This window comes from Acinetobacter sp. ANC_7512 (assembly GCF_056779935.1).
Genome location: NZ_JBWYIX010000001.1, coordinates 358,367 through 378,207 on the forward strand (window position 1 = coordinate 358,367; position 19,841 = coordinate 378,207).

Annotated in this window: 21 protein-coding genes; 12 read left to right on the forward strand and 9 right to left on the reverse strand. The window is 37.6% G+C overall.

Annotation, left to right across the window (positions count from 1 at the left end):
- The first annotated feature begins 60 nt into the window (after positions 1-60).
- Together AC1M9H_RS01760 and AC1M9H_RS01765 are read left to right on the forward strand one after the other, a co-directional pair.
- On the forward strand, positions 61-909 hold the full coding sequence (locus tag AC1M9H_RS01760) for a 3'(2'),5'-bisphosphate nucleotidase CysQ family protein (RefSeq protein WP_481587497.1): 849 nt from the start codon (positions 61-63) through the stop codon (positions 907-909).
- A gap of 61 nt (positions 910-970) precedes the next feature.
- On the forward strand, positions 971-1,708 hold the full coding sequence (locus tag AC1M9H_RS01765) for a histidine phosphatase family protein (protein WP_481612598.1): 738 nt from the start codon (positions 971-973) through the stop codon (positions 1,706-1,708).
- A 78-nt stretch (positions 1,709-1,786) separates the two neighbouring features.
- Here AC1M9H_RS01765 and rpsT read toward each other — a convergent pair whose 3' ends face one another.
- Positions 1,787-2,056, reverse strand: coding sequence for a 30S ribosomal protein S20 (gene rpsT, locus AC1M9H_RS01770; protein WP_035263646.1), 270 nt, complete (start codon positions 2,054-2,056; stop codon positions 1,787-1,789).
- Positions 2,057-2,271: 215 nt separating this feature from the next.
- Here rpsT and AC1M9H_RS01775 point away from each other — a divergent pair, with 215 nt between their 5' ends.
- The 7 genes from AC1M9H_RS01775 (at position 2,272) to AC1M9H_RS01805 (ending at position 10,456) form a co-directional block, all read left to right on the forward strand.
- Positions 2,272-2,937, forward strand: coding sequence for a Rossmann-fold NAD(P)-binding domain-containing protein (locus AC1M9H_RS01775; protein ID WP_481612599.1), 666 nt, complete (start codon positions 2,272-2,274; stop codon positions 2,935-2,937).
- 11 nt (positions 2,938-2,948) lie between these two features.
- On the forward strand, positions 2,949-3,458 hold the full coding sequence (gene rraA, locus AC1M9H_RS01780; RefSeq protein WP_481612600.1) for a ribonuclease E activity regulator RraA: 510 nt from the start codon (positions 2,949-2,951) through the stop codon (positions 3,456-3,458).
- A gap of 45 nt (positions 3,459-3,503) precedes the next feature.
- The gene (locus AC1M9H_RS01785) at positions 3,504-4,289 is read left to right on the forward strand and encodes a glutathione S-transferase N-terminal domain-containing protein (RefSeq protein ID WP_481612601.1); all 786 of its coding nucleotides are present in this window, start codon (positions 3,504-3,506) and stop codon (positions 4,287-4,289) included.
- Positions 4,290-4,388: 99 nt separating this feature from the next.
- On the forward strand, positions 4,389-4,739 hold the full coding sequence (locus tag AC1M9H_RS01790; RefSeq protein WP_481612602.1) for a hypothetical protein: 351 nt from the start codon (positions 4,389-4,391) through the stop codon (positions 4,737-4,739).
- A gap of 101 nt (positions 4,740-4,840) precedes the next feature.
- Positions 4,841-8,299 (forward strand): transcription-repair coupling factor, encoded by a 3,459-nt coding sequence (gene mfd, locus AC1M9H_RS01795; protein WP_481609590.1) that lies wholly within the window; start codon positions 4,841-4,843, stop codon positions 8,297-8,299.
- Positions 8,300-8,523: 224 nt separating this feature from the next.
- A complete protein-coding gene (locus AC1M9H_RS01800; RefSeq protein ID WP_481612603.1) occupies positions 8,524-8,961 on the forward strand; it encodes an HIT domain-containing protein in 438 nt (145 codons plus the stop codon).
- Positions 8,962-9,013: 52 nt separating this feature from the next.
- Positions 9,014-10,456, forward strand: a complete 1,443-nt coding sequence (locus AC1M9H_RS01805; protein ID WP_481612604.1) for an adenylate/guanylate cyclase domain-containing protein — start codon at positions 9,014-9,016, stop codon at positions 10,454-10,456.
- A 65-nt stretch (positions 10,457-10,521) separates the two neighbouring features.
- On the opposite strand, the gene fdx is transcribed toward AC1M9H_RS01805, so the two are convergent.
- The 8 genes from fdx to AC1M9H_RS01845 all read right to left on the reverse strand — a co-directional run bounded on the left by fdx (position 10,522) and on the right by AC1M9H_RS01845 (position 16,714).
- Positions 10,522-10,860: an ISC system 2Fe-2S type ferredoxin gene (gene fdx, locus AC1M9H_RS01810; protein ID WP_035263630.1), complete on the reverse strand. Its 339-nt coding sequence runs from the start codon at positions 10,858-10,860 to the stop codon at positions 10,522-10,524.
- Between the two features lie 16 nt (positions 10,861-10,876).
- A complete protein-coding gene (gene hscA / locus AC1M9H_RS01815; protein ID WP_481587493.1) occupies positions 10,877-12,736 on the reverse strand; it encodes a Fe-S protein assembly chaperone HscA in 1,860 nt (619 codons plus the stop codon).
- Between the two features lie 37 nt (positions 12,737-12,773).
- Complete coding sequence (gene hscB / locus AC1M9H_RS01820; RefSeq protein WP_092766335.1) at positions 12,774-13,289, reverse strand: Fe-S protein assembly co-chaperone HscB; 516 nt, start codon at positions 13,287-13,289, stop codon at positions 12,774-12,776.
- 101 nt (positions 13,290-13,390) lie between these two features.
- Positions 13,391-13,711 (reverse strand): iron-sulfur cluster assembly protein IscA, encoded by a 321-nt coding sequence (gene iscA, locus AC1M9H_RS01825; RefSeq protein ID WP_035263624.1) that lies wholly within the window; start codon positions 13,709-13,711, stop codon positions 13,391-13,393.
- 30 nt (positions 13,712-13,741) lie between these two features.
- A complete protein-coding gene (gene iscU, locus AC1M9H_RS01830) occupies positions 13,742-14,128 on the reverse strand; it encodes a Fe-S cluster assembly scaffold IscU (RefSeq protein ID WP_035263622.1) in 387 nt (128 codons plus the stop codon).
- A 103-nt stretch (positions 14,129-14,231) separates the two neighbouring features.
- The gene (locus AC1M9H_RS01835; protein ID WP_035263620.1) at positions 14,232-15,449 is read right to left on the reverse strand and encodes an IscS subfamily cysteine desulfurase; all 1,218 of its coding nucleotides are present in this window, start codon (positions 15,447-15,449) and stop codon (positions 14,232-14,234) included.
- Position 15,450: 1 nt separating this feature from the next.
- Positions 15,451-15,924 carry an Rrf2 family transcriptional regulator gene (locus tag AC1M9H_RS01840; protein ID WP_035263618.1) on the reverse strand — a complete coding sequence of 158 codons (474 nt, stop codon included), beginning with the start codon at positions 15,922-15,924 and terminating at the stop codon, positions 15,451-15,453.
- A 139-nt stretch (positions 15,925-16,063) separates the two neighbouring features.
- Positions 16,064-16,714 carry a hypothetical protein gene (locus AC1M9H_RS01845; RefSeq protein WP_481612605.1) on the reverse strand — a complete coding sequence of 217 codons (651 nt, stop codon included), beginning with the start codon at positions 16,712-16,714 and terminating at the stop codon, positions 16,064-16,066.
- Positions 16,715-16,947: 233 nt separating this feature from the next.
- On the opposite strand from AC1M9H_RS01845, the gene AC1M9H_RS01850 reads away from it, so the two are divergent.
- From AC1M9H_RS01850 to AC1M9H_RS01860, 3 genes are all read left to right on the forward strand, one after another.
- Positions 16,948-17,376: a phasin family protein gene (locus AC1M9H_RS01850; protein WP_481612699.1), complete on the forward strand. Its 429-nt coding sequence runs from the start codon at positions 16,948-16,950 to the stop codon at positions 17,374-17,376.
- Between the two features lie 168 nt (positions 17,377-17,544).
- Positions 17,545-17,817: an HU family DNA-binding protein gene (locus AC1M9H_RS01855; protein WP_035263613.1), complete on the forward strand. Its 273-nt coding sequence runs from the start codon at positions 17,545-17,547 to the stop codon at positions 17,815-17,817.
- A 128-nt stretch (positions 17,818-17,945) separates the two neighbouring features.
- The gene (locus AC1M9H_RS01860; RefSeq protein ID WP_481612606.1) at positions 17,946-19,811 is read left to right on the forward strand and encodes a SurA N-terminal domain-containing protein; all 1,866 of its coding nucleotides are present in this window, start codon (positions 17,946-17,948) and stop codon (positions 19,809-19,811) included.
- The last annotated feature ends 30 nt before the right edge of the window (positions 19,812-19,841 follow it).

Sequence of the window (19,841 nt, forward strand, 5' to 3'; positions counted from 1 at the left end):
CTTAATATGATCGTCGTGCTTAGAGTGTGTAGCGCCAAAAGACAAAAATAGGTTTTATCCATGTTTATCACAACGCATGCTCCCCAAGATCAACAAATGTTAAATTTGGTTCCGATTTTGGCTGTTGCAAGCCAAATATTATTAGAAGAATATCAAAACTATTGTGCTGGACGTGATTTTAAAATCAACGAAAAAGATGACCATTCTCCTGTAACTCAAGCAGATTTAAAGGTCAATCAATATCTGCTCAGAGAGCTTGCAAAACTTACACCTGATATTCCGATCATTTCTGAAGAAAGTGATTATTCAGAGCGACATGAATGGCCTCAATGTTGGATGCTAGACCCTTTGGATGGTACGAAGGAGTTTATTCATGAGCGTGATGAATTTACGATTAATCTGAGTCTTATTCAGAACCATCAAACTGTATTTTCAGTTATAGTTGTGCCGACAGAGCAAGTTATGTATATGGGCTATTTGACGGATCTTCCTTATAAATATTCATTTATGAACAATATTTGGGAAAAATATTGCAAATTTAAAGCCTCACCAGTCGATGCCATCCAAATTGGACTGAGTCATAGTAGTAAAAATCCTAAGTATCAACACTATATTGATTATATTGAAAGAGAAATACCGGTTATACGTCGTGAAGCTGGAAGTGCTTATAAATTTTGCATGATGCTTGAAGGTGAGATAGATATTTACCCAAGATTTCATCCAACCTCTGAGTGGGACACCAGTGCTGGACAAGGCTTGCTAGAGAGTATAGGGGGTGGTTTATTGACCTTAGATTCTGTGCCATTTACCTATAATCAGCGTGATACTGTTTTGAATAATGGTTTTATCGCCTATCGTGATCCTGAAATGAGGCAATTGGCTTTAGATGCGTTGTCAAATGTACTTTAGGGGAGTGGAACTATAATTTCATCGTGTTATAGTCAAATTAATTTCATTTATTAGAATTATTATGTCGCTGAAGTTGCTTCCTCCAAGTATGCTCAGAGCGGTTGATTTACTGCCCGATGTTGCTGTGCCTGTTACACTATTTACTCGCCACTCAATACGTGAAATGGTGGTGGGCCAAGGACTCGCTGGATATGATTTGCAATTAACAGATCAAGGTAAGGATCTGGCGCAGGCTTGGGGGGCTTATCTTATTGATCAAACAGATCGTGTGATTGAACACTGTATTTCTAGTCCAATTCAACGTTGTATTGATACTGCAGCACTGATGATTCAAGGTGCTGATCAAATCAATCCTAAGTCAAATACCCATCATATTAAAATTGTTGAGCAGGGGCTTTTGGTCGAGCCTGGTAGCTTCGTTTTAGATATCGAGCAAGCTGCGCCATATTTTAAGCAACAAGGTGCTTTGGGCTTTATCAATAGCTTTGTAAACAATACTTTACCTGGGATGAAGCAGCCAATTACAGGTGTGATTGATGTTTTACATTTGCTTTATCAAACTCACCCTCAACAGAATCATGGATTAAGTTTGGCGGTTAGCCATGACACTATTCTTGCTGGTATTCTGGCTGTGATTTCAGGTAAAACACAGATTAGTCAGCATGATTGGCCAGAAATGATGGAAGGTTTGTTTGTTTGGTTTGAAGGTGAAGCATTCATAGATGCAAAATTGAAATGGATATGGCGTGGTGAATGTAATGAGCTGTCTATTCGTGAATTTGTAGAGCAAGAAAGATAGTAATTTTAATATTATTTAAGTATTGTTGATAAATTTAAAATATAAAAAAAGCCCTTAAAGGGCTTTTTTTAACGCAACTTAGTTAGAAGCTAGAGCTTTAACTTGTGCATTTAAACGGCTCTTATGACGAGCAGCTTTGTTCTTATGGATGATACCTTTGTCAGCCATACGGTCGATTACAGGTACTGCAGTTTTGTAAGCTTCAGAAGCTGCTGCATAGTCACCTGCAGCGATCGCTGCTACTGTGCGTTTAAGGTAAGTACGAACCATAGAACGTAAGCTTGCGTTGTGTTTACGTGCTTTAACGTTTTGACGAGCACGTTTTTTTGCTTGAGCAGAGTTTGCCACTCGTGCACTCCTTGAAATTGATTGGTCTGGGCGGGCTGAAATTTCAACTAAATACAAACATTAGAAGAATTTACACCAGCCCGTAAACAAGTGCCATATTGTGATTAAATGATGCGGCAAAGTCAAGTCTTGACATGCTTTGACAACATTTTTGATGCAGATAAAATGCGGTTAGCACGTTAGATTATATAAATATTGGAAGGAATGGCGAAAAAATGATTAAAAATATTAAAAGTGCAATAGTTATAGGGGCAACTGGTTTAGTTGGTCGATCTTTGGTAAATCATTTGAATCAATTGGTAGATTGCGAAAGAATTGTCGTAGTTGTTCGTAACCATGATGAACAATTTGAACAGTTCACCAAAGTTGATCAGTTGGTCATTGATGACTTTTTAATGTTAAATGATGAGGACGCTTCTGGATTCTCACATGCGTTTAGTTGCCTAGGAAGTACAATTAAAAAAGCAGGCTCTAAAGAAAATTTTTACAATATCGATTTTGAAATAAATGCTCATTTTGCTGATTTGCTCGTGAATACCGATACTTTTTTTGCAATTGTAAGTGCGGAAGGTGCGAATGAAAGATCTCCATTCTTTTATAATCAAGTGAAGGGGAAGTTAGAAAATTATCTAAAATCATTATCACTCTATCAATTGGCGATCATTCGACCTTCACTCTTAATTGGTGAAAGAGCTGAAACAAGGACACTCGAAGATATTTCTCAGAGTATTTTCAAGCGAGTATCGCAATTTCTGCCAAATACATTCAAATATAAGCCAGTGACAGCAGAGCAAGTCGCTAATACTATGGTCGTGAGCGCAAGAACTCAAAATGAAAAAATTAAGATTTATGATAATTTAGAGATTCAAAAACATAACTGAGGGTATAAAAAGTGACAACGCCAACATTTGTGACGTGTGATTTACTGGATGACCATCCTGATTTAGATATTCAAGTATTGTATCCATCTATTGATGGAAAATTCTTCAAAAGTTACGGCGGTGTAAAAAGCTTTGGGGGTGAAGCCGTCACTGTTAAATGTTTTGAGGACAATTCACGAGTAAAAGAGTTACTCGCTACAGATGGGCAAGGCAAAGTTTTAGTTGTAGATGGTGGTTCTTCCATGCGTTGTGCATTGATGGGAGATATGATTGCTGAGTCTGCCGTTAAATATGGATGGAGTGGTGTCATTATTAATGGTTGTGTTAGAGATGTTGATGCCATTGCGAGTTTAAATCTAGGCGTGCACGCACTTGCAGCTATACCTCAAAAAAGTAATCGTAAAGGGGTGGGCGAAACCAATATCACGATTCAAATTGGAAATATCACAATCCAACCAGGTGATTATATCTATGCAGACAATAATGGAATGATTGTTTCCAAGAAAAAATTAGTCGACTAATTTAAATAAAACAAATTTAAATAAAACAAAAACGAGGTAATCAGTATGGTGATTCATCAATTAAAAGTGGCTCAAGCGCTAGCTTCAGCAGTTGCAGAAGGTGGACGTGGGACTTCAGGTACACCTTTTCCTAAACAGCCAGAAAAAGCATTAAAGCTTTACGAATTTGAAGGATCACCTTTCTGTCGTCGTGTAAGAGAAGTGTTGACTTTACTTAATCTTGATTACGAAGTGTATCCTTGTCCAAAAGGTGGAAGGGTCTATCGAGATCAAGTAAAAACACTTGGGGGTAAGACTCAATTTCCTTTTTTGATTGATGAAAATACTGGGGCTAAACTTTACGAGTCTCAGGATATTATTCACTATCTTTTTAAGCATTATGGTGAGACAGGTCAAACACCGAAGCAATTCTCACATTACCCCAAATTGCCTGTAGTTGCTCTAGCTGGAACACTGATTAATGGTGCTCGTGGGATTTTTATAAATAAAGCGATTAAGCAGAGACCACAACCCAAGCATTTAATTGAGCTGTGGGGGTTTGAAGCGAGTCCATACACCAGAATCGTGCGCGCTGAACTCACAGAACTTGAATTACCATTTAAGTTTCATAATGTTGCTAAAGAACGTTGGCAGGATCAAGGACCAGCGATTTTACGATTGAAGCCTGGGAAATATATTCCTTTGGCTGGCGGTAAACGCGAGCAGGTTGTAAAGGTAATGAATCGCAAGGGGAAGGATATACAAGTCCCGTATTTAGTTGATCCTAATACAGGCGTAAAATTGTTCGAATCGAAGAAGATTGTAGAATATTTAAGAAAAAATTACGGTTAATTTTAGTTTGAGTGCTTTTTGGTCATGAATATAGGTGTATTCGTGACCAAATGCTAAGATAAAACATTATTTTGAGTTTTTAGCTTTTCTTACCGAACTATGTTTAAAAAAATTTCTGATTTGTTTCAAAAAAAACCATCGGCTGAGCAAGTTTATTTACAGACCCATCAAATTCGTCATGATCCTGAATTAGGATATATTATCGATGACGTTGTTTTGAATGAACTAAATGAAAGATTGACATATTTTTCGAACCGAAAGGTTACTCGTTTTGATGATTTGGAAAATTTATTTTATCGGGGAATGTTGATTAAAGAGAAAATAGATCTCGAGTTGAATACAGGTCGTTTTACTACGAGATTAGGTAATAATCAACAGAATCTAGAACAGTTAAAAAAATTCGTGATATTGCTCAATGATTATTATCGTGAATTCAAACGTGAGCGCTAATGTTTGCGACTGAATGTTTGTGATATCTAAAAATAACTCATTCTCGATTTTGAACATGATAAAATAGTGCAATGTCCTACCAGACTTTTAAAGCGATCTTCATGTTCCAAAAAGAAATTTCTCAACTTAATCTATCACAAATAAAATCTGGCGAAAAAAGATGGTTAGGGGCGCTTAAAGGCTCTGCCATCGCTTTGCTTTTAAAAGAAATAAGTCAAAACTCTGATCGACTCTTTGTTCTGGTAGCTAGAAATAATCAACATTTAGCTCAACTTGAGAGTGAACTTGAATTTTATGGTGTGAAGCCCACCATCTTTCCAGATTGGGAGATCTTACCTTACGATCGGTTGTCTCCGCATCAAGATATTGTCTCAGAAAGATTATCAGTGCTCTCTAATATGCCAGCAAAAGGGATACTACTCATTTCAAGCACAACTTTGGCACAACGTGTTGCGCCGACGTCTTGGGTGTTAGGTGAGCATTTTGATATTAGCGTTGGGCAAAAATTTGATTTAGAAAAGCAGAAACAACGCCTGATTCAGGCTGGTTATCATTTGGTCGATACTGTATATGATCATGGAGAATTTGCTGTTCGGGGAAGTTTAGTTGATATTTTTGCTTCAGGGCAAGATGCTCCAATTCGAATAGATTTGTTTGATGATGAAATTGATTCTTTAAAATTTTTTGATCCAGAAACTCAAAGGACCACGACGAAACTTGAACATTTTAAGGTTTTACCAGCTAAAGAGTTTCCTTTAAAAGAAGGTAGAGCTCAATTTCGAGACCGTTATGCTGAAGAGTTTCCAACGGCGAACCCGAAAAAAAATCCGATTTATCAGGATGTAATGGAGGGTATATCTTCACCCGGATTGGACTATTACTTTCCGCTGTTCTTTTCAAAAAAAGAAATGCTAGAACAAAGTAGCATTACATCATACTTACCAAATCATTCCATTGTCATTACAGATCGAAATATTGAAAGTGAATTAACTCAATTTTGGAAAGATATTTATCAGCGTTATGAAGACCGACGTCATAATGTTGATCAACCTTTATTAGCTCCAGAACAAATCTTCTTTCAACAAAATCAAATTTTTGAACAACTCAATCAGTTTCCTCGTATTATCGCATCTGACGAAGTTTTTGAACCTAAAGCGGGTGTAATTAATACCTCTGCTGAACAGCCACCTCGTTTAGCGGTAGAGCCTAAACATCAACAGCCATTTCATGCTGTAAAATCATTTATTGATGCTGCGCAACACCCTGTCTTACTCGTTGCTGAAAGTGCGGGACGTCGTGAATCGTTAAAGGACTCCTTGCGAGCAAGTATGGGTGAAATTCCTGTTGTAGAGCATTATCAGGAGTTTATTAATCAACAATATTCAGTAGCAGTAACGCATGCACCACTTGAACGTGGCTTGGAGATTAAAGGACAAATATCTGTCATTTCAGAAAATCAACTCTATGAGCATCGTGTTGTACAACGCCGTAGAAAACGCCAGCATGAAGTTTCTGAAGAGTTCTTAGTTAAAAGTTTAACTGAATTAAGTATAGGTGCTCCTGTAGTTCATATTGATCACGGTGTAGGTCGCTATGCGGGATTAGTGACTTTATGTATTGATGAGCAAGACCACGAATTTTTGCAACTTAATTATGCTGATGATGCCAAAGTCTATGTTCCTGTCACCAATTTGCATCTGATTAGTCGATACAGTGGAGGTGATCCTGATTTAGCACCACTGCATAAACTTGGTACTGATGCTTGGAATAAAGCTAAGCGCAAAGCACTAGAGCAAATACATGATGTTGCAGCCGAACTTCTTCATATTCAAGCAAGACGCCACTCAAAACCAGGTATTCAATTTGAATTAGATCACACTACTTATATGCAGTTTGTTAGTGGTTTTGCTTATGAAGAAACGCTTGATCAAGCGAATGCTATCGAAGCGACTTTATACGACATGCAACAAGCTAAACCAATGGATCGTTTAGTCTGTGGTGATGTTGGATTTGGTAAGACAGAAGTAGCGATGAGAGCTGCTTTTGTTGCTGTACAGAACAATAAGCAAGTTGCTGTTTTAGTTCCAACAACTTTACTTGCGCAACAGCATTATGAATCTTTCAAAGATCGATTTGCTGATTGGCCTATCCGTATTGAAGTGTTATCTCGATTTGGCTCAAATAAAACACACTTAAAAACGATCGAAGATTTGGCAGAGGGTAAAGTTGATATCGTCATTGGAACGCATAAAATTTTGCAGGAAAATGTCCAGTTTAAACAACTTGGATTGATGATTGTTGATGAAGAACATCGCTTTGGTGTGAGAGATAAAGAACGTATTAAAGCGATGCGTGCCGATGTAGATATGCTGACGCTAACCGCTACGCCAATCCCGCGTACCTTAAATATGGCGTTTTCAGGTATGCGTGACCTCTCAATTATTGCTACACCACCTGCACGCCGTCTCGCTGTTAAGACCTTTGTCAATGAGCAGACCGATGCCACGATGAAAGAGGCGATCTTGCGTGAACTATTACGTGGTGGTCAGGTTTATATTTTGCATAATGAAGTGGATACCATTGAACGAGCGGCTGAAAATATTCGGTTGTTAGTTCCTGAAGCTCGGGTTGCAGTTGCGCATGGTCAAATGCGTGAGCGTGAGTTAGAACAGGTCATGCAGCAGTTTTATCATAAAGAATATAATGTATTGGTGTGTTCGACCATTATTGAAACGGGAATTGATGTACCAAATGCCAATACAATTATCATCGAGCGAGCAGACAAGCTAGGTTTGGCACAACTTCATCAACTGCGTGGTCGTGTGGGGCGCTCTCATCATCAAGCCTATGCGTATCTGATGGTTCCGTCTATTAAAGGCTTAAAAGGTGATGCTGAAAAACGACTTGATGCCATTCAGCGTGCTTCTACTTTAGGCGCTGGTTTTGTATTGGCAACAGAGGATTTAGAAATACGTGGAGCAGGCGAGCTTCTAGGTGAGCAACAAAGTGGTTCAATGCATGCAATTGGATATAGTCTGTATATGGAAATGCTTGAGAAAGCGACTAAAGCTATCCAAAATGGTAAGACTCCTAACTTTGATGCCCCTTTGTCACTCACGGCTGAAATTAGTTTACATATGCCTGCATTAATTCCAGATGAATATTTAGGTGATGTGCATCAGCGTTTATTGTTCTATAAGCGAATTAGTAATACGGATACACAAGAAAAACTCGATCATATCCGTATGGAGCTTATCGATCGTTTTGGTGTGCTACCTCAACAAGTGAAATATCTTTTTACTGTTCATCAGGTGCGTATAAAAGCAGAAAAATTAGGTATTACCAAGATTGATTTGAGTAAGCAGGGTGGCCAAATTGAATTTTCACCTGATACTCCTGTTCAAGCGATGAGTATTATCCAAATGATGCAAAAACATCCGACATTTTTTAGAATGGACGGTGGTCAACGTCTGAAAGTGATGGTTATGCTTGAGGAAAATGACAAAAGAATTCAGTTTATTAATGATCTTTTAGATGAATTGATGAGAGGGCTCAACTGATCTAAGTTGGGCTTGAATCAATACTTGTTCATTGCTCAAAATGCACTGGCTGACAGTCAACCTTATAGGTTGATTTTTTAGCGATGCATTGCAATGAATGAGTGAGATTCAAATCAATGAAATACATATTTTTTTGTATCGAAACACATGACTAATAATACTCAGTCTAAAACTGTTGTGTTAGTATTAGCTATCCATTTAATTTTTGCGTCATTTATAAATATATGTTTAGTTTGCATCCACAACTTGCTCAAGATACTTTTTTTGTTGGCGACTTTCCACTTTCAACTTGTCGTTTAATGAATGACATGCGATTTCCATGGTTGATTTTGGTACCGCGTGTTCCTGGTGTAACTGAATTATATGAATTAAGCCAAGCAGACCAAGAACAATTTTTAAGAGAATCTAGCTGGTTATCTAGTCAATTATCTCGAGTTTTCCGTGCGGATAAAATGAACGTTGCAGCACTAGGAAATATGGTTCCTCAACTTCATTTTCATCATGTAGTTCGTTATCAGAATGATTCTGCATGGCCTAAGCCTGTTTGGGGTGCTTCACCTGCAGTTCCTTACAGTAATGATGTTTTAGCGCATATGCGTCAAACGCTCATGCTCGCGCTACGTGGTCAAGGTGACATGCCTTTCGATTGGCGTATGGAGTAAATACGTCAATTTCAAGGAAGAATAAAAATAATGTGAATTGAGGTAATAGCAATTGCCATTTGAACGAATGCTGGATAAAGAGCCACAGCAGTTTGAAGTACTCCTCAGGATGATGGGGTATGTGATGATCGCGATTCTTGTTGTGATCTATTATTTCACTTCACAAAACCAAAATTATCAGATTTTATACCCTCTATTTATTTTCTTGCTGATTCTATTGGCACCCCGAATTTCACACAGTATCCAATATCGTTATGGTAGTAAAACCAGACGTTTTGCGTTCTTTATTATTGATGTTGTTGTTGTAGCTACCGCCTTAGCAGCAGTGCATTTAAGTTTGTTGCCAACATTTGTTTTCCTGTTTGGATTGGTGTTTACCGCCGTTAATAATAAAATTTCGATGATGGTGAGTTCGATTGCAATTTTAGTTGCGATCATTGTTTTTTATATTTGTACAATTTTTATTTTTGGTTTTGAAGATTATTTCCAGCAAACTTCAATCGAATTGTCCGTAGTCTCGTGTATATGTGCGATTCTTTTTGTGAATTTTGCTAATTATTATCAGAATCGACGTGTAAAAAAATTAGATGTTCAACGTCAAACTTATTTTAAAGAAATGAATCGATATATTGAGTTATCGAATCAGTTAAGCCGCTATGCACCAATTCAATTGTGGCAATCAATCATGCGTGGTGAAACTGAAGCGAAACTTGAATATAAACGAAAAAAAATTACGATTTTTTTCTCTGACATTCAGGGATTTACTGAGCTTTCAGAGACTCTTATTCCAGATGACTTAGCTTTTGTTTTGAATGACTATCTGAGCCATATGACTGAAATTGCCAAGCAATATGGTGGAACAATTGACAAGTTTATGGGAGACGCGATTCTCATTTTCTTTGGAGATCCAGATTCGCAAGGGGTTGAGCAGGATGCCAAAAATTGCATCGATATGGCGATGGCAATGCGTCAACAAATGAAATTTTTGCGTGAACGCTGGGTGAAAATGGGATACTCAGCACTGCATATACGTATGGGCATTAGTACAGGTTATTGTCACGTTGGTAACTATGGCGCAGTTCATCGAATGGCATATACCATTGTTGGGCGGGATGCAAATTTAGCTGCAAGACTTCAAAATGCTGCAGAAATTGATGAAATTTTAATCTCGGATGAAACTTATAAATTAGTTAAAAACTATTATCTCTGTGCACCTCAGGAACCTATAGAGCTGAAAGGGATTCATGGTTCAATTAAAAGTTGGCAGGTCATGGAAAAATATAGCACCAAGCAAACCCATCAACATTGGTTTGATTATGAGTACAAAGGGTTTCAACTGGTCCTGAATATGGAAGAAGTACAAAATTACGAATATGCTGAATTAATCGAAGTTTTAGAAAAAATGATTGAACGTATTAAACTTCAGCAGGATTTAACCAACTCTTCTGGTATTGTGAAGTTAAAACTGTCCGATGAAGTAAAATATCTAAATTAGAATTTTATATCTACATAAATAAAAAGGTCACTTAAGTGACCTTTTTTATATAGTTTTACAAATGATTAATGATTTTCAGAAGCATGGTTAATCGTGTACTTCGGAATTTCAACTTCTAAATCATCATTTTCAATTTTTACTTGGCAAGAAAGACGTGAATCTGGCTCTAGACCCCAAGCACGATCGAGTAAATCTGCTTCTACATCATTCATTTCTTCAAGGCCGTCAAAACCTTTACGAACAATGACATGGCAGGTCGTACAAGCTGCAGACATATCACAAGCATGTTCAATTTTAATACCATTTTTTAGAAGGCTTTCGCAAAGATTGGCATTTTGCTCAACTTCAAACTCAGCACCTTCAGGGCAAATTTGCGCATGTGGAAGAACTTTAATACGTGGCATAAATTTTTACCTATGTTTAGTTTGAGTTTGACCAATCGTCAAGCTTAGTGCCTTTGAGAGCATGATCAATATGTTGATTCATTCGTTTTGCAGCAAATGCATCACTATGAACTTTTAACGCAGCAACAGCAGCTTCAATTGCTTCAATATCAGAAGTTTCAAGTTGTTGAGCCAAATGAGTTTGTGCAGAAATTAAATCCTGAGCTTCCTGTTCAGTCAAGAGTTTAATATCAGCTTTAAGCGCTTGAGAAAGAGCTTCAAGTTCTCGTTGAGCTTCAACTTTAGTTTCATGTAAATGACGAAGGGCTTTATCTTCTGCTGCAAATTTAAAACCATCAACCAGTAGGCGCTCCATATCAGTATCAGATAAACCATACGATGGTTTAATATCAATCTGAGCTGAGACATTAGATGTTGTTTCACGAGCAGATACCGATAAGAGACCGTCAGCATCGACTTGATAAGTCACTTCAATGCGTGCTTGACCAGCAGTCATCGGTGGAATGCCGCGTAAAACAAAACGTCCGAGACTACGGCAATGTTCTACTAAATCGCGCTCACCTTGGACAACATGGATTAACATCGCAGTTTGACCATCCTGATACGTGGTGAACTCTTGACGACGAGCGACAGGAATTGCAGTATTGCGTGAAATTAATCGCTCTACTAGTCCACCCATGGTTTCAATACCAAGTGATAATGGTGTTACATCAAGTAGTAGAGAACCATCTGTACTATTACCAATTAATTGGTTGGCAGTAATTGCAGCACCGATTGCAACGACTTCATCTGGATTAATGGTACACAGGGGTTCTTGACTAAATACTTCTGCTACAGCTTTTTGTACCGCATAAGAGCGAGTAGAGCCACCTACTAAAACGACATTTTTTATATCGTCTAATTTCAATTTAGCGTCACGTAATACTCGTTTGCACACTGAAATCGTTTTATCTAGAGCAACTTTAATGATGCTTTCAAACGTTGAACGATCCAAAGTTAATTCGTTTTCTAAAAGCTGAAGATTAACTTGATCTTGGTCCGATAAAGCTTCTTTCGCTTTACGTGCTGCAACAAGGAAGTGTGCATACTCGTTATCATCTAAGGTCTCGATATTGAGTGATTTTTTAGCCCACTTGACGATAAGACGATCTAAATCATCGCCTCCAAGTGCAGTGTGTCCACCTGTAGCGAGTACCTCAAATACACCCTGTGAGAAACGTAGGATGGAGACGTCGAAAGTACCACCACCTAAGTCGTAAATCACATAATTTTGATCTGTACTTAAATTTGTTGCTTGATCTAAACCATACGCTACAGCTGCTGCTGTAGGTTCGTTTAATAATCTCAGTACGTTTAAACCAGCGAGCTGTGCAGCGTCTCGTGTTGCTTGACGTTGTGCCTCATCAAAATAGGCAGGTACTGTAATGACAGCACCATTTATGGGATTTTTTAAACTTGCTTCAGCACGATCTTTTAGATTTTTTAGAATTTCAGCAGAAATTTCGACAGGTGTTTTACGACCTTGCGCTGTTTCAAAAGCAGGCATCTGATTGTCCTCACCCACCAATTGATATGGGTGTTGAAATTTAATATCAGCTTTTGAGCGTCCCATAAAACGTTTTACAGAGACAATAGTATTCTGTGGGTCACGAGTTATAAACGGTTTTGCGTCATTGCCGAGCACAGTAGAGTTTTCAGCATAATGTACGATAGAAGGAAGTAACACTTGACCTTGTTCATCGTTTAGAACTTTAGGTTTGCCAGAAAGCACAGTTGCTACAAGAGAGTGGGTCGTACCTAAATCAATACCAATAGCAATGCGATGTTCATGTGGCGCACTTGATTGTCCAGGTTCAGCAATTTGCAAGAGTGCCATGTGTTAAATCCCTTGAAAATAAAACAAAAAAATAAAATTAGAATTCGTCATCTAAGTCAAAATCTTCATCATCGAGAATACGATCTTCAGCTTGATGTATATCATTCATCACTTTTTGGAAGAAACGTAATTTTCGAACAGTATCGCGAGACTCAGCCCAATCTTCAGCTTCATAGTCTATTTTGAATTCGCGAACTAAACCATCAATCCATTGTTGCACTTCAGTTTTTAAAGATGAAAGTTGTTCAGAACTTTGAGCTTCATCTAACTGTTCACGAATTTCTAATGCAGATTGTAAAAATTCGAAATCATTGATGGATTGATCTAAATGATAGTCTTGTTTTTTGAGTGTAAGTAAATATCCAGCACGGCTGTCAACTTGAGATAAAACTTTATAAGCTTGATTGATTTCGCTAGATTTGATCAAGGCTTGGTCTTTATTTTCAGCTTTATCTGGATGATATTGTTGCTGCAATTTTAGAAAGTTAGCTTTCAAAGTTGCTAAATCAATATCGAGTGCTACAGGGAGATTAAACAACTCAAAATGATTCATGGATTGGAAATTCCAAAATAGTGAAAAATAAAAGTGGGCGCTGAATAGAATTAAAACAGTGCAGGGCACTGTTTTAATCAGGTAAAAAGAGAATGATTATCTTAAACAGTGAAAGATTCACCACAACCACATTCACCTTTTTTGTTTGGGTTGTTGAATTCAAAACCTTCGTTTAGACCATTTTTAACATAGTCCATTTCCATACCTTCTAGATAAACAAGGCTCTTCGGATCAACGAAAACTTTAACCCCAAACTGTTCAAAGACTTGATCATGTTCGTCAACTTCATCAACGAATTCGAGAACATAAGCCAATCCAGAACAACCTGAAGTTTTCACACCAACGCGAATACCTTCACCCTTACCGCGATTCAATAAATAATTGCTGATATGAGTTGCAGCATTTTCAGTTAAATTGATCATGAAAACTCCATTCAATCATCAAGCGCTAAATTAAGCTTTCGCTTTTTTGCTACGGTAGTCTTCTACAGCAGCTTTAATTGCATCTTCTGCAAGTACAGAGCAGTGTACTTTTACAGGAGGAAGCGCAAGTTCATTTGCAATATCAATATTCTTGATTTGCTGTGCTTGGTCTAAAGTTTTACCTTTTAGCCATTCAGTTACAAGTGAACTTGAAGCAATTGCAGAACCACATCCGTAAGTTTTGAAGCGAGCTTCTTCAATTACACCATTCTCATCCACTTGGATTTGAAGACGCATAACGTCACCACAAGCTGGTGCACCGACCATACCTGTACCTACGTTTTCTGCGTTTTTATCTAAAACACCAACATTACGAGGATTTTCGTAATGATCAATCACTTTTTCGCTATAAGCCATGATGCGTCTCCAAACCTCAGGGTCGGCTGATAATATTTAATATGGGTGCATCTTATTAAATTTCAATATTTAAGCTCAATAAGATGCATGTGTTTGGTTTAAATTAGTGTTCTGTCCATTCAACTTTCGACAGATCAATCCCTTCTTTGTACATATCCCAAAGTGGAGAAAGGTCACGTAATTTTTCTACAGCAGCTTTTGTCACTTCTAGTACGTGATCAATGTCTTCTTCAGTCGTATATTTACCAAAACTGAAGCGAATTGAACTGTGTGCTAACTCATCAGATAAGCCTAATGCACGAAGAACATAAGAAGGTTCTAATGTTGCAGAAGTACAAGCTGAACCAGATGAAACAGCAGCATCTTTAAGTGACATCATTAAAGATTCACCCTCAACGAAGTTAAAACTTACGTTTAAGTAGTTTGCTACGTTTTGAGTCGGATGACCATTTAAGAAAACTTGTTCAAGATCTTGTAGACCATTCCAAAGTTTGTCACGTAGAGTGCGTAAGCGAGTTTGTTCAGCAACTAGGTTTTTACCTGCAAGTTCAAATGCTTCACCCATACCAACGATTTGGTGAGTTGCAAGCGTACCAGAACGCATACCGCGCTCATGACCACCACCATGCATTTGAGCTTTAAGACGCACACGTGGACTACGACGTACGTAAAGTGCACCGATACCTTTAGGGCCATAAATTTTGTGAGCAGAGAAACTCATTAAATCAATTTTCATGGTTGATAAATCGATTTCAACTTTACCAGCAGCTTGAGCGGCATCTACGTGGAAATATGTCTTATTCGCACGAGTTAATTCACCAATAGCGGCAACATCAGTCACAGTACCAATTTCATTATTGACCATCATTAATGAAACAAGAATTGTATCTGGACGTAAAGCAGCTTGAACCATTTCAGGAGTAATTAGACCTGTTTGAGCTTCTGGTTCAAGATAGGTAATTTCAAAGCCTTCTTGTTCTAATTCACGGCAAGTATCTAAAATTGCTTTATGTTCAATTTTACTCGTAATGATGTGTTTGCCTTTTGAAGCGTAGAACTGTGCAACACCTTTCAGTGCAAGGTTGTCAGATTCTGTAGCGCCAGATGTCCAAACGATTTCGCGTGGATCTGCTTTTACAAGATTTGCAACTTGCTCACGAGCGTATTCAACTTTTTCTTCAGCTTGCCAACCATATGCGTGCGAACGTGATGCAGGGTTACCAAAAGTCCCATCGAATGTAAGGCATTCCATCATGCGCTCAGCAACTTGTGGGTCGACTGGAGTCGTTGCAGCATAATCAAGATAAATTGGACGTTTCATGTCAAATACCTGTAACCGATAAAAGGGCTGAATCTAATGGAGCTGTATTCTGGCGGATCGCAACAGTTTGAACGTTATCGCGAGCAACTAAATCAGCAAGAGAGATTTTAGCTAAGTAATCGGCAATGTGGAGGGAGAGTTCTTGCCATAAATCGTGAGTTAGACACATTGCGCCATTTTGGCAGTTACCTTTGTGGTCACAACGTGTTGCATCAACAGTTTCGTTTACAGCTTCAATAATTTCTAAGACCGTAATATCAGAAGCATTACGCGCTAAATGGTATCCACCATTAGCACCACGTACACTCGAAACCAAGCCATGACGCTTTAATTTAGCAAATAGTTGTTCTAAATAAGCCACAGAAATAGTTTGGCGAGTAGCAATTTCTGCCAAAGTAATGGTTTGTTCAGTCGGCTGCAAAGCTAGATCAAGTAATGCAGTCACTGCGTAGCGACCGCGAGTGGTTAAGCGCATGATTCGATACACGTGTAAAAGGCTAGATGATGAAATTTTATGAATTCCGACTAATTTAGTCAAGTATTTTTTCTAAAAACCAACTAAATTAATCGGAATTAAATATGGCGAGGATTTAAACAGATAAAACTTTATTATTTTAATAAATATTCAATAAATTATACACGATTAAAGCCACGAATAGAACCGAAACTATCCCGAACGCAATATTGGTGCGTTTTTGGTTGGTTTGCATGCGACGAATACGATTTTTATATTGTTTTACCTCTACTTGAAGTGTATTGATTTTAGATCTTTGTAAGTCAATTTTTTCAAGTAATGGTGCAATGCGTTTTCTCGAAGCCTTTGTGTTTTGGTCTTCAGAAGCTGTTGTTAACCAGTTTTTCCAATCTGAAAGTAATTTCGGTGTTGAGAGATGTAATGCTAAATCTCTGAATTCGTCTTTAAGGTTTTGATCACCTTCAATACGCATTTTTTTCAAACTTCTGCGGTTTGCAAACCCGAAAATTTGAATGATATCGACTAAAGTACTACTTACCTTGAGGTCAGGTTCTTTTTCTGGCGCTTGAAGGTCAAATAATATGCCTTTATCCGTAAATTGGATATAAAAGTCAAAATAGGGGATATAGCTATTCATTTTAATTGTAATTTGTTGTTCTACAAATTTTTTTGCTTGAAGGCGAACAACACGGTCATGTTTTAAGACGAAAGAATAGAATGTCTCTAAAACTAACATAACAATGTTAAGCAACAAACGGGTATGACCTTGTTGTTGTTGCGATTCACTCATAAATAAATCCTATTAAAATTTAATAAATCTAAAAAGTTCTATTAACACAAACTTAAATTAAGTCTAAGATTACATCATTTATCGTTGCTTTGTAGAACAGTTTTGAACAAGGTTCAATAGCGATATTTGATATTATCAATGTATTTTATGCACGAATAGTCAGTTTAGAGGCTAAAATATACAGGAGTGTAACGGTGGATCAAGATGTAAATAACAATAAAGAACAGGAATTAATGGACAACTCACAACCTGCAAACTCACGTAAAACAAAGTATCAACGTAAGTCTACACTTGATTTTCGTAAATATACTAAACAAATTTGGCTTGCTGGTTTAGGTGCTTTTTCTCGCGCAGAGGAAGAAGGTAATAAAATGTTTGACTCTTTAGTCAAAGTTGGTGAAGAGCTTGAATCTAAAACGGTTGAATTTACTGATCAAACAGTAAACAAAGTTGCGGAAAAAACTAAAGAGTCTGTTACGGATAAAAAAGATAAGGTGGAAAAACTTTTAGATCACGGGGTGAGTACTTCGCTTAATCGTATTGGGCTCGTCTCAACTAAAGATGTACAACATCTTGAGAATATGATTTTAGATATTCACCAGAAATTAGATGTGCTCATTGCTGAAAATCAAGCTTTACGAGCTAAACTCGAAAAAAATTGATGGATTTAGAGATAAAACTGTAATTTTGGTATTTTTTGTCGCTTATTTTGATCAAAACAGGTCGAGCAGTATTGCGTTTCCCCCCAAAGCATTGCTATAAAGTCGTCATGGCCTTTTAAAATACAAGCCTTGGATTTTAAACAAACGATATAAGAGGACGTAATCTTCATGAATAAATCAGAATTGATTGATGCAATTGCAGAGAAAGGGGGATTGTCTAAGACTGATGCTGGTAAGGCATTGGACGCGACTATTGCTTCTATTGGCGAAGCGCTGAAAAAGGGTGACTCTGTTACTTTAGTAGGATTTGGTACTTTCAGCGTTAAAGATCGTGCTGCACGCACTGGTCGTAACCCGAAAACTGGCGAAGAATTACAAATTAAAGCAAGCAAAGTTCCTAGCTTTAAAGCTGGTAAAGGTTTAAAAGATTCTGTAGCTTAATTCTTATTAAGTCCAAAACGCGCCGACTTGGCGCGTTTTTTATTAAAAAGAAAATTTATGGCTTCATCTGATATATTCGGTTTAGATTATCAGTTAGAATCGCTTTGAAATAAAATATTGGAATACCTATGGAATCGTTTCGTAAACTCATTAAAGGGTGGCTCGGCAAAGTCCTTCTAGTATTATTTTTGACACCATTGGCATTGGTCGGTATTGAAGGCTATTTCGGTGGTGGAAACAAAGATGGGATTGCTAAAACCGTTAATGATTTAGAAATTTCTAATAAAGAGCTAGAAGTTCAAACGAAGAATTATAAAGATCAATTCTTACAAATGGTTCAAGGTGACGAATCACTTCTGAATCAATCGTATATTGAACAAATGGCTCTAGATAGTTTAATTGATCGTGCTTTATTGGTTCAGCAGGCCGAAAAGTTAGGCATCAGTTTAAGTGATGCTCAGATTGAACAAATGATTGCTCAACAGCCAAGTCTGCAGGTTGATGGTAAATTTTCACAACAAGCTTATGAAAACTATCTTCGATCAATTAATATGACGAGCCAGGGTCTAATCCAAAATTTAAGACAAGATCATGCGCTTCAAATGTTAGTTTCAAGCATTCGTGATAATTCTTTGGTAAGCCAAAGTGATATTCAGCAAATCGCAAATCTACAAGGTGAGCAACGTACGTTATTTATGTCATCTGTAAAATTGGATGATTACAAAACGTCTGTAAAAATAACTGATGCTGAAGTCGCGGCTTATTATGAAAAACATAAAGTGCTGTTTAAGCAACCTGCCTCAGTTGATCTTGATTATGTATTGGTAACGCCTGCTATGGTAGCAAATGCCACAACAACTGTTACAGAGGCAGAATTGAAACAAGCTTATGATCAATATGTAGCTCAACAAAATAAAAATGCCAAAGTTGAAGTCCAACATATTTTGATTACAACAGATAATCGTACTGCGCTTGAGGCTGAAAAAATAGCCAATGAGGTCTATGCAAAAATTAAATCAGGATTATCTTTTGCAGAGGCCGCTCAACAGTATTCTGAAGATTCTAGTTCCAAAGATAATGCGGGTCGAGTTGATGGTTATGAAGCCGGTGTATTCGGTGATGCTTTTGATAATGCAGTTCAAGCTTCAAAAGGTACGATTTCTAAGCCAGTAAAAACCGATTTTGGTGTACATATTATTCAAGCTAAAGCTGATCAAGTGAATGTTGCTAGTTTTGAGTCTGAAAAAGCACGTCTTGAAGCTGATTTATTAAAATCTAAAAATGCCAATGCTTATTCTGATCTAGTAAATGGTTTGAACGAGCTCGTTGTAAGTAGCGATGCATTAGATGTAGTCCCTCAGGAATTAAAATCGGCTAAATTGGTTACTGCGAATAATGTAACTCTTGCCACTCAAAATACAGTCCTAGCGGATCCTGCTGTAAAATCTAAGATCTTTAGTCAAGATGTAAAAAATGGTGATCGTAACGCGACCAGCAATATACAATTGGCGAATGGTGATACAGTTTGGTTGAAAGTTCGTGAATACCGTGAAGCTGGTGTTCAACCTTTATCAGTAGCAAAAGCGAAGGTTAAAGAAAAGCTGTTGAATCAAAAGGCATATGAAGCTGCTCAAGCAAAAGTTGCTGCAATGTTAAAGGATTTTAAAACACTACCTTCGCAGCAGGTTTTAACTAAGCATCAGCAATCTTTCGTAAATGCTGGTGTTTTTAGTCGTTCTCAAGGTCTTAAACGAGAAATTGAACGCGCTGCATTTAGTGTACCTGCACCTAAAGCAGGAATGTGGTCTGTGACTACAGCTCAATTACCAAATGAAATGGTAATTATCGGTGTGGCTGAGGTAAAAAAACCATCTATGGATTCGATTTCGGCTGAAGAAAAACAGCAGCTTGCACAGCTTTATCAAAACTATCGTGGTACACAATTACTTAAAGATTACACTGAGTATTTAAAGTCAGTTGCAAAAATCAAGTAACTCACCAGTAATTCTATCTTCATAAAAAAA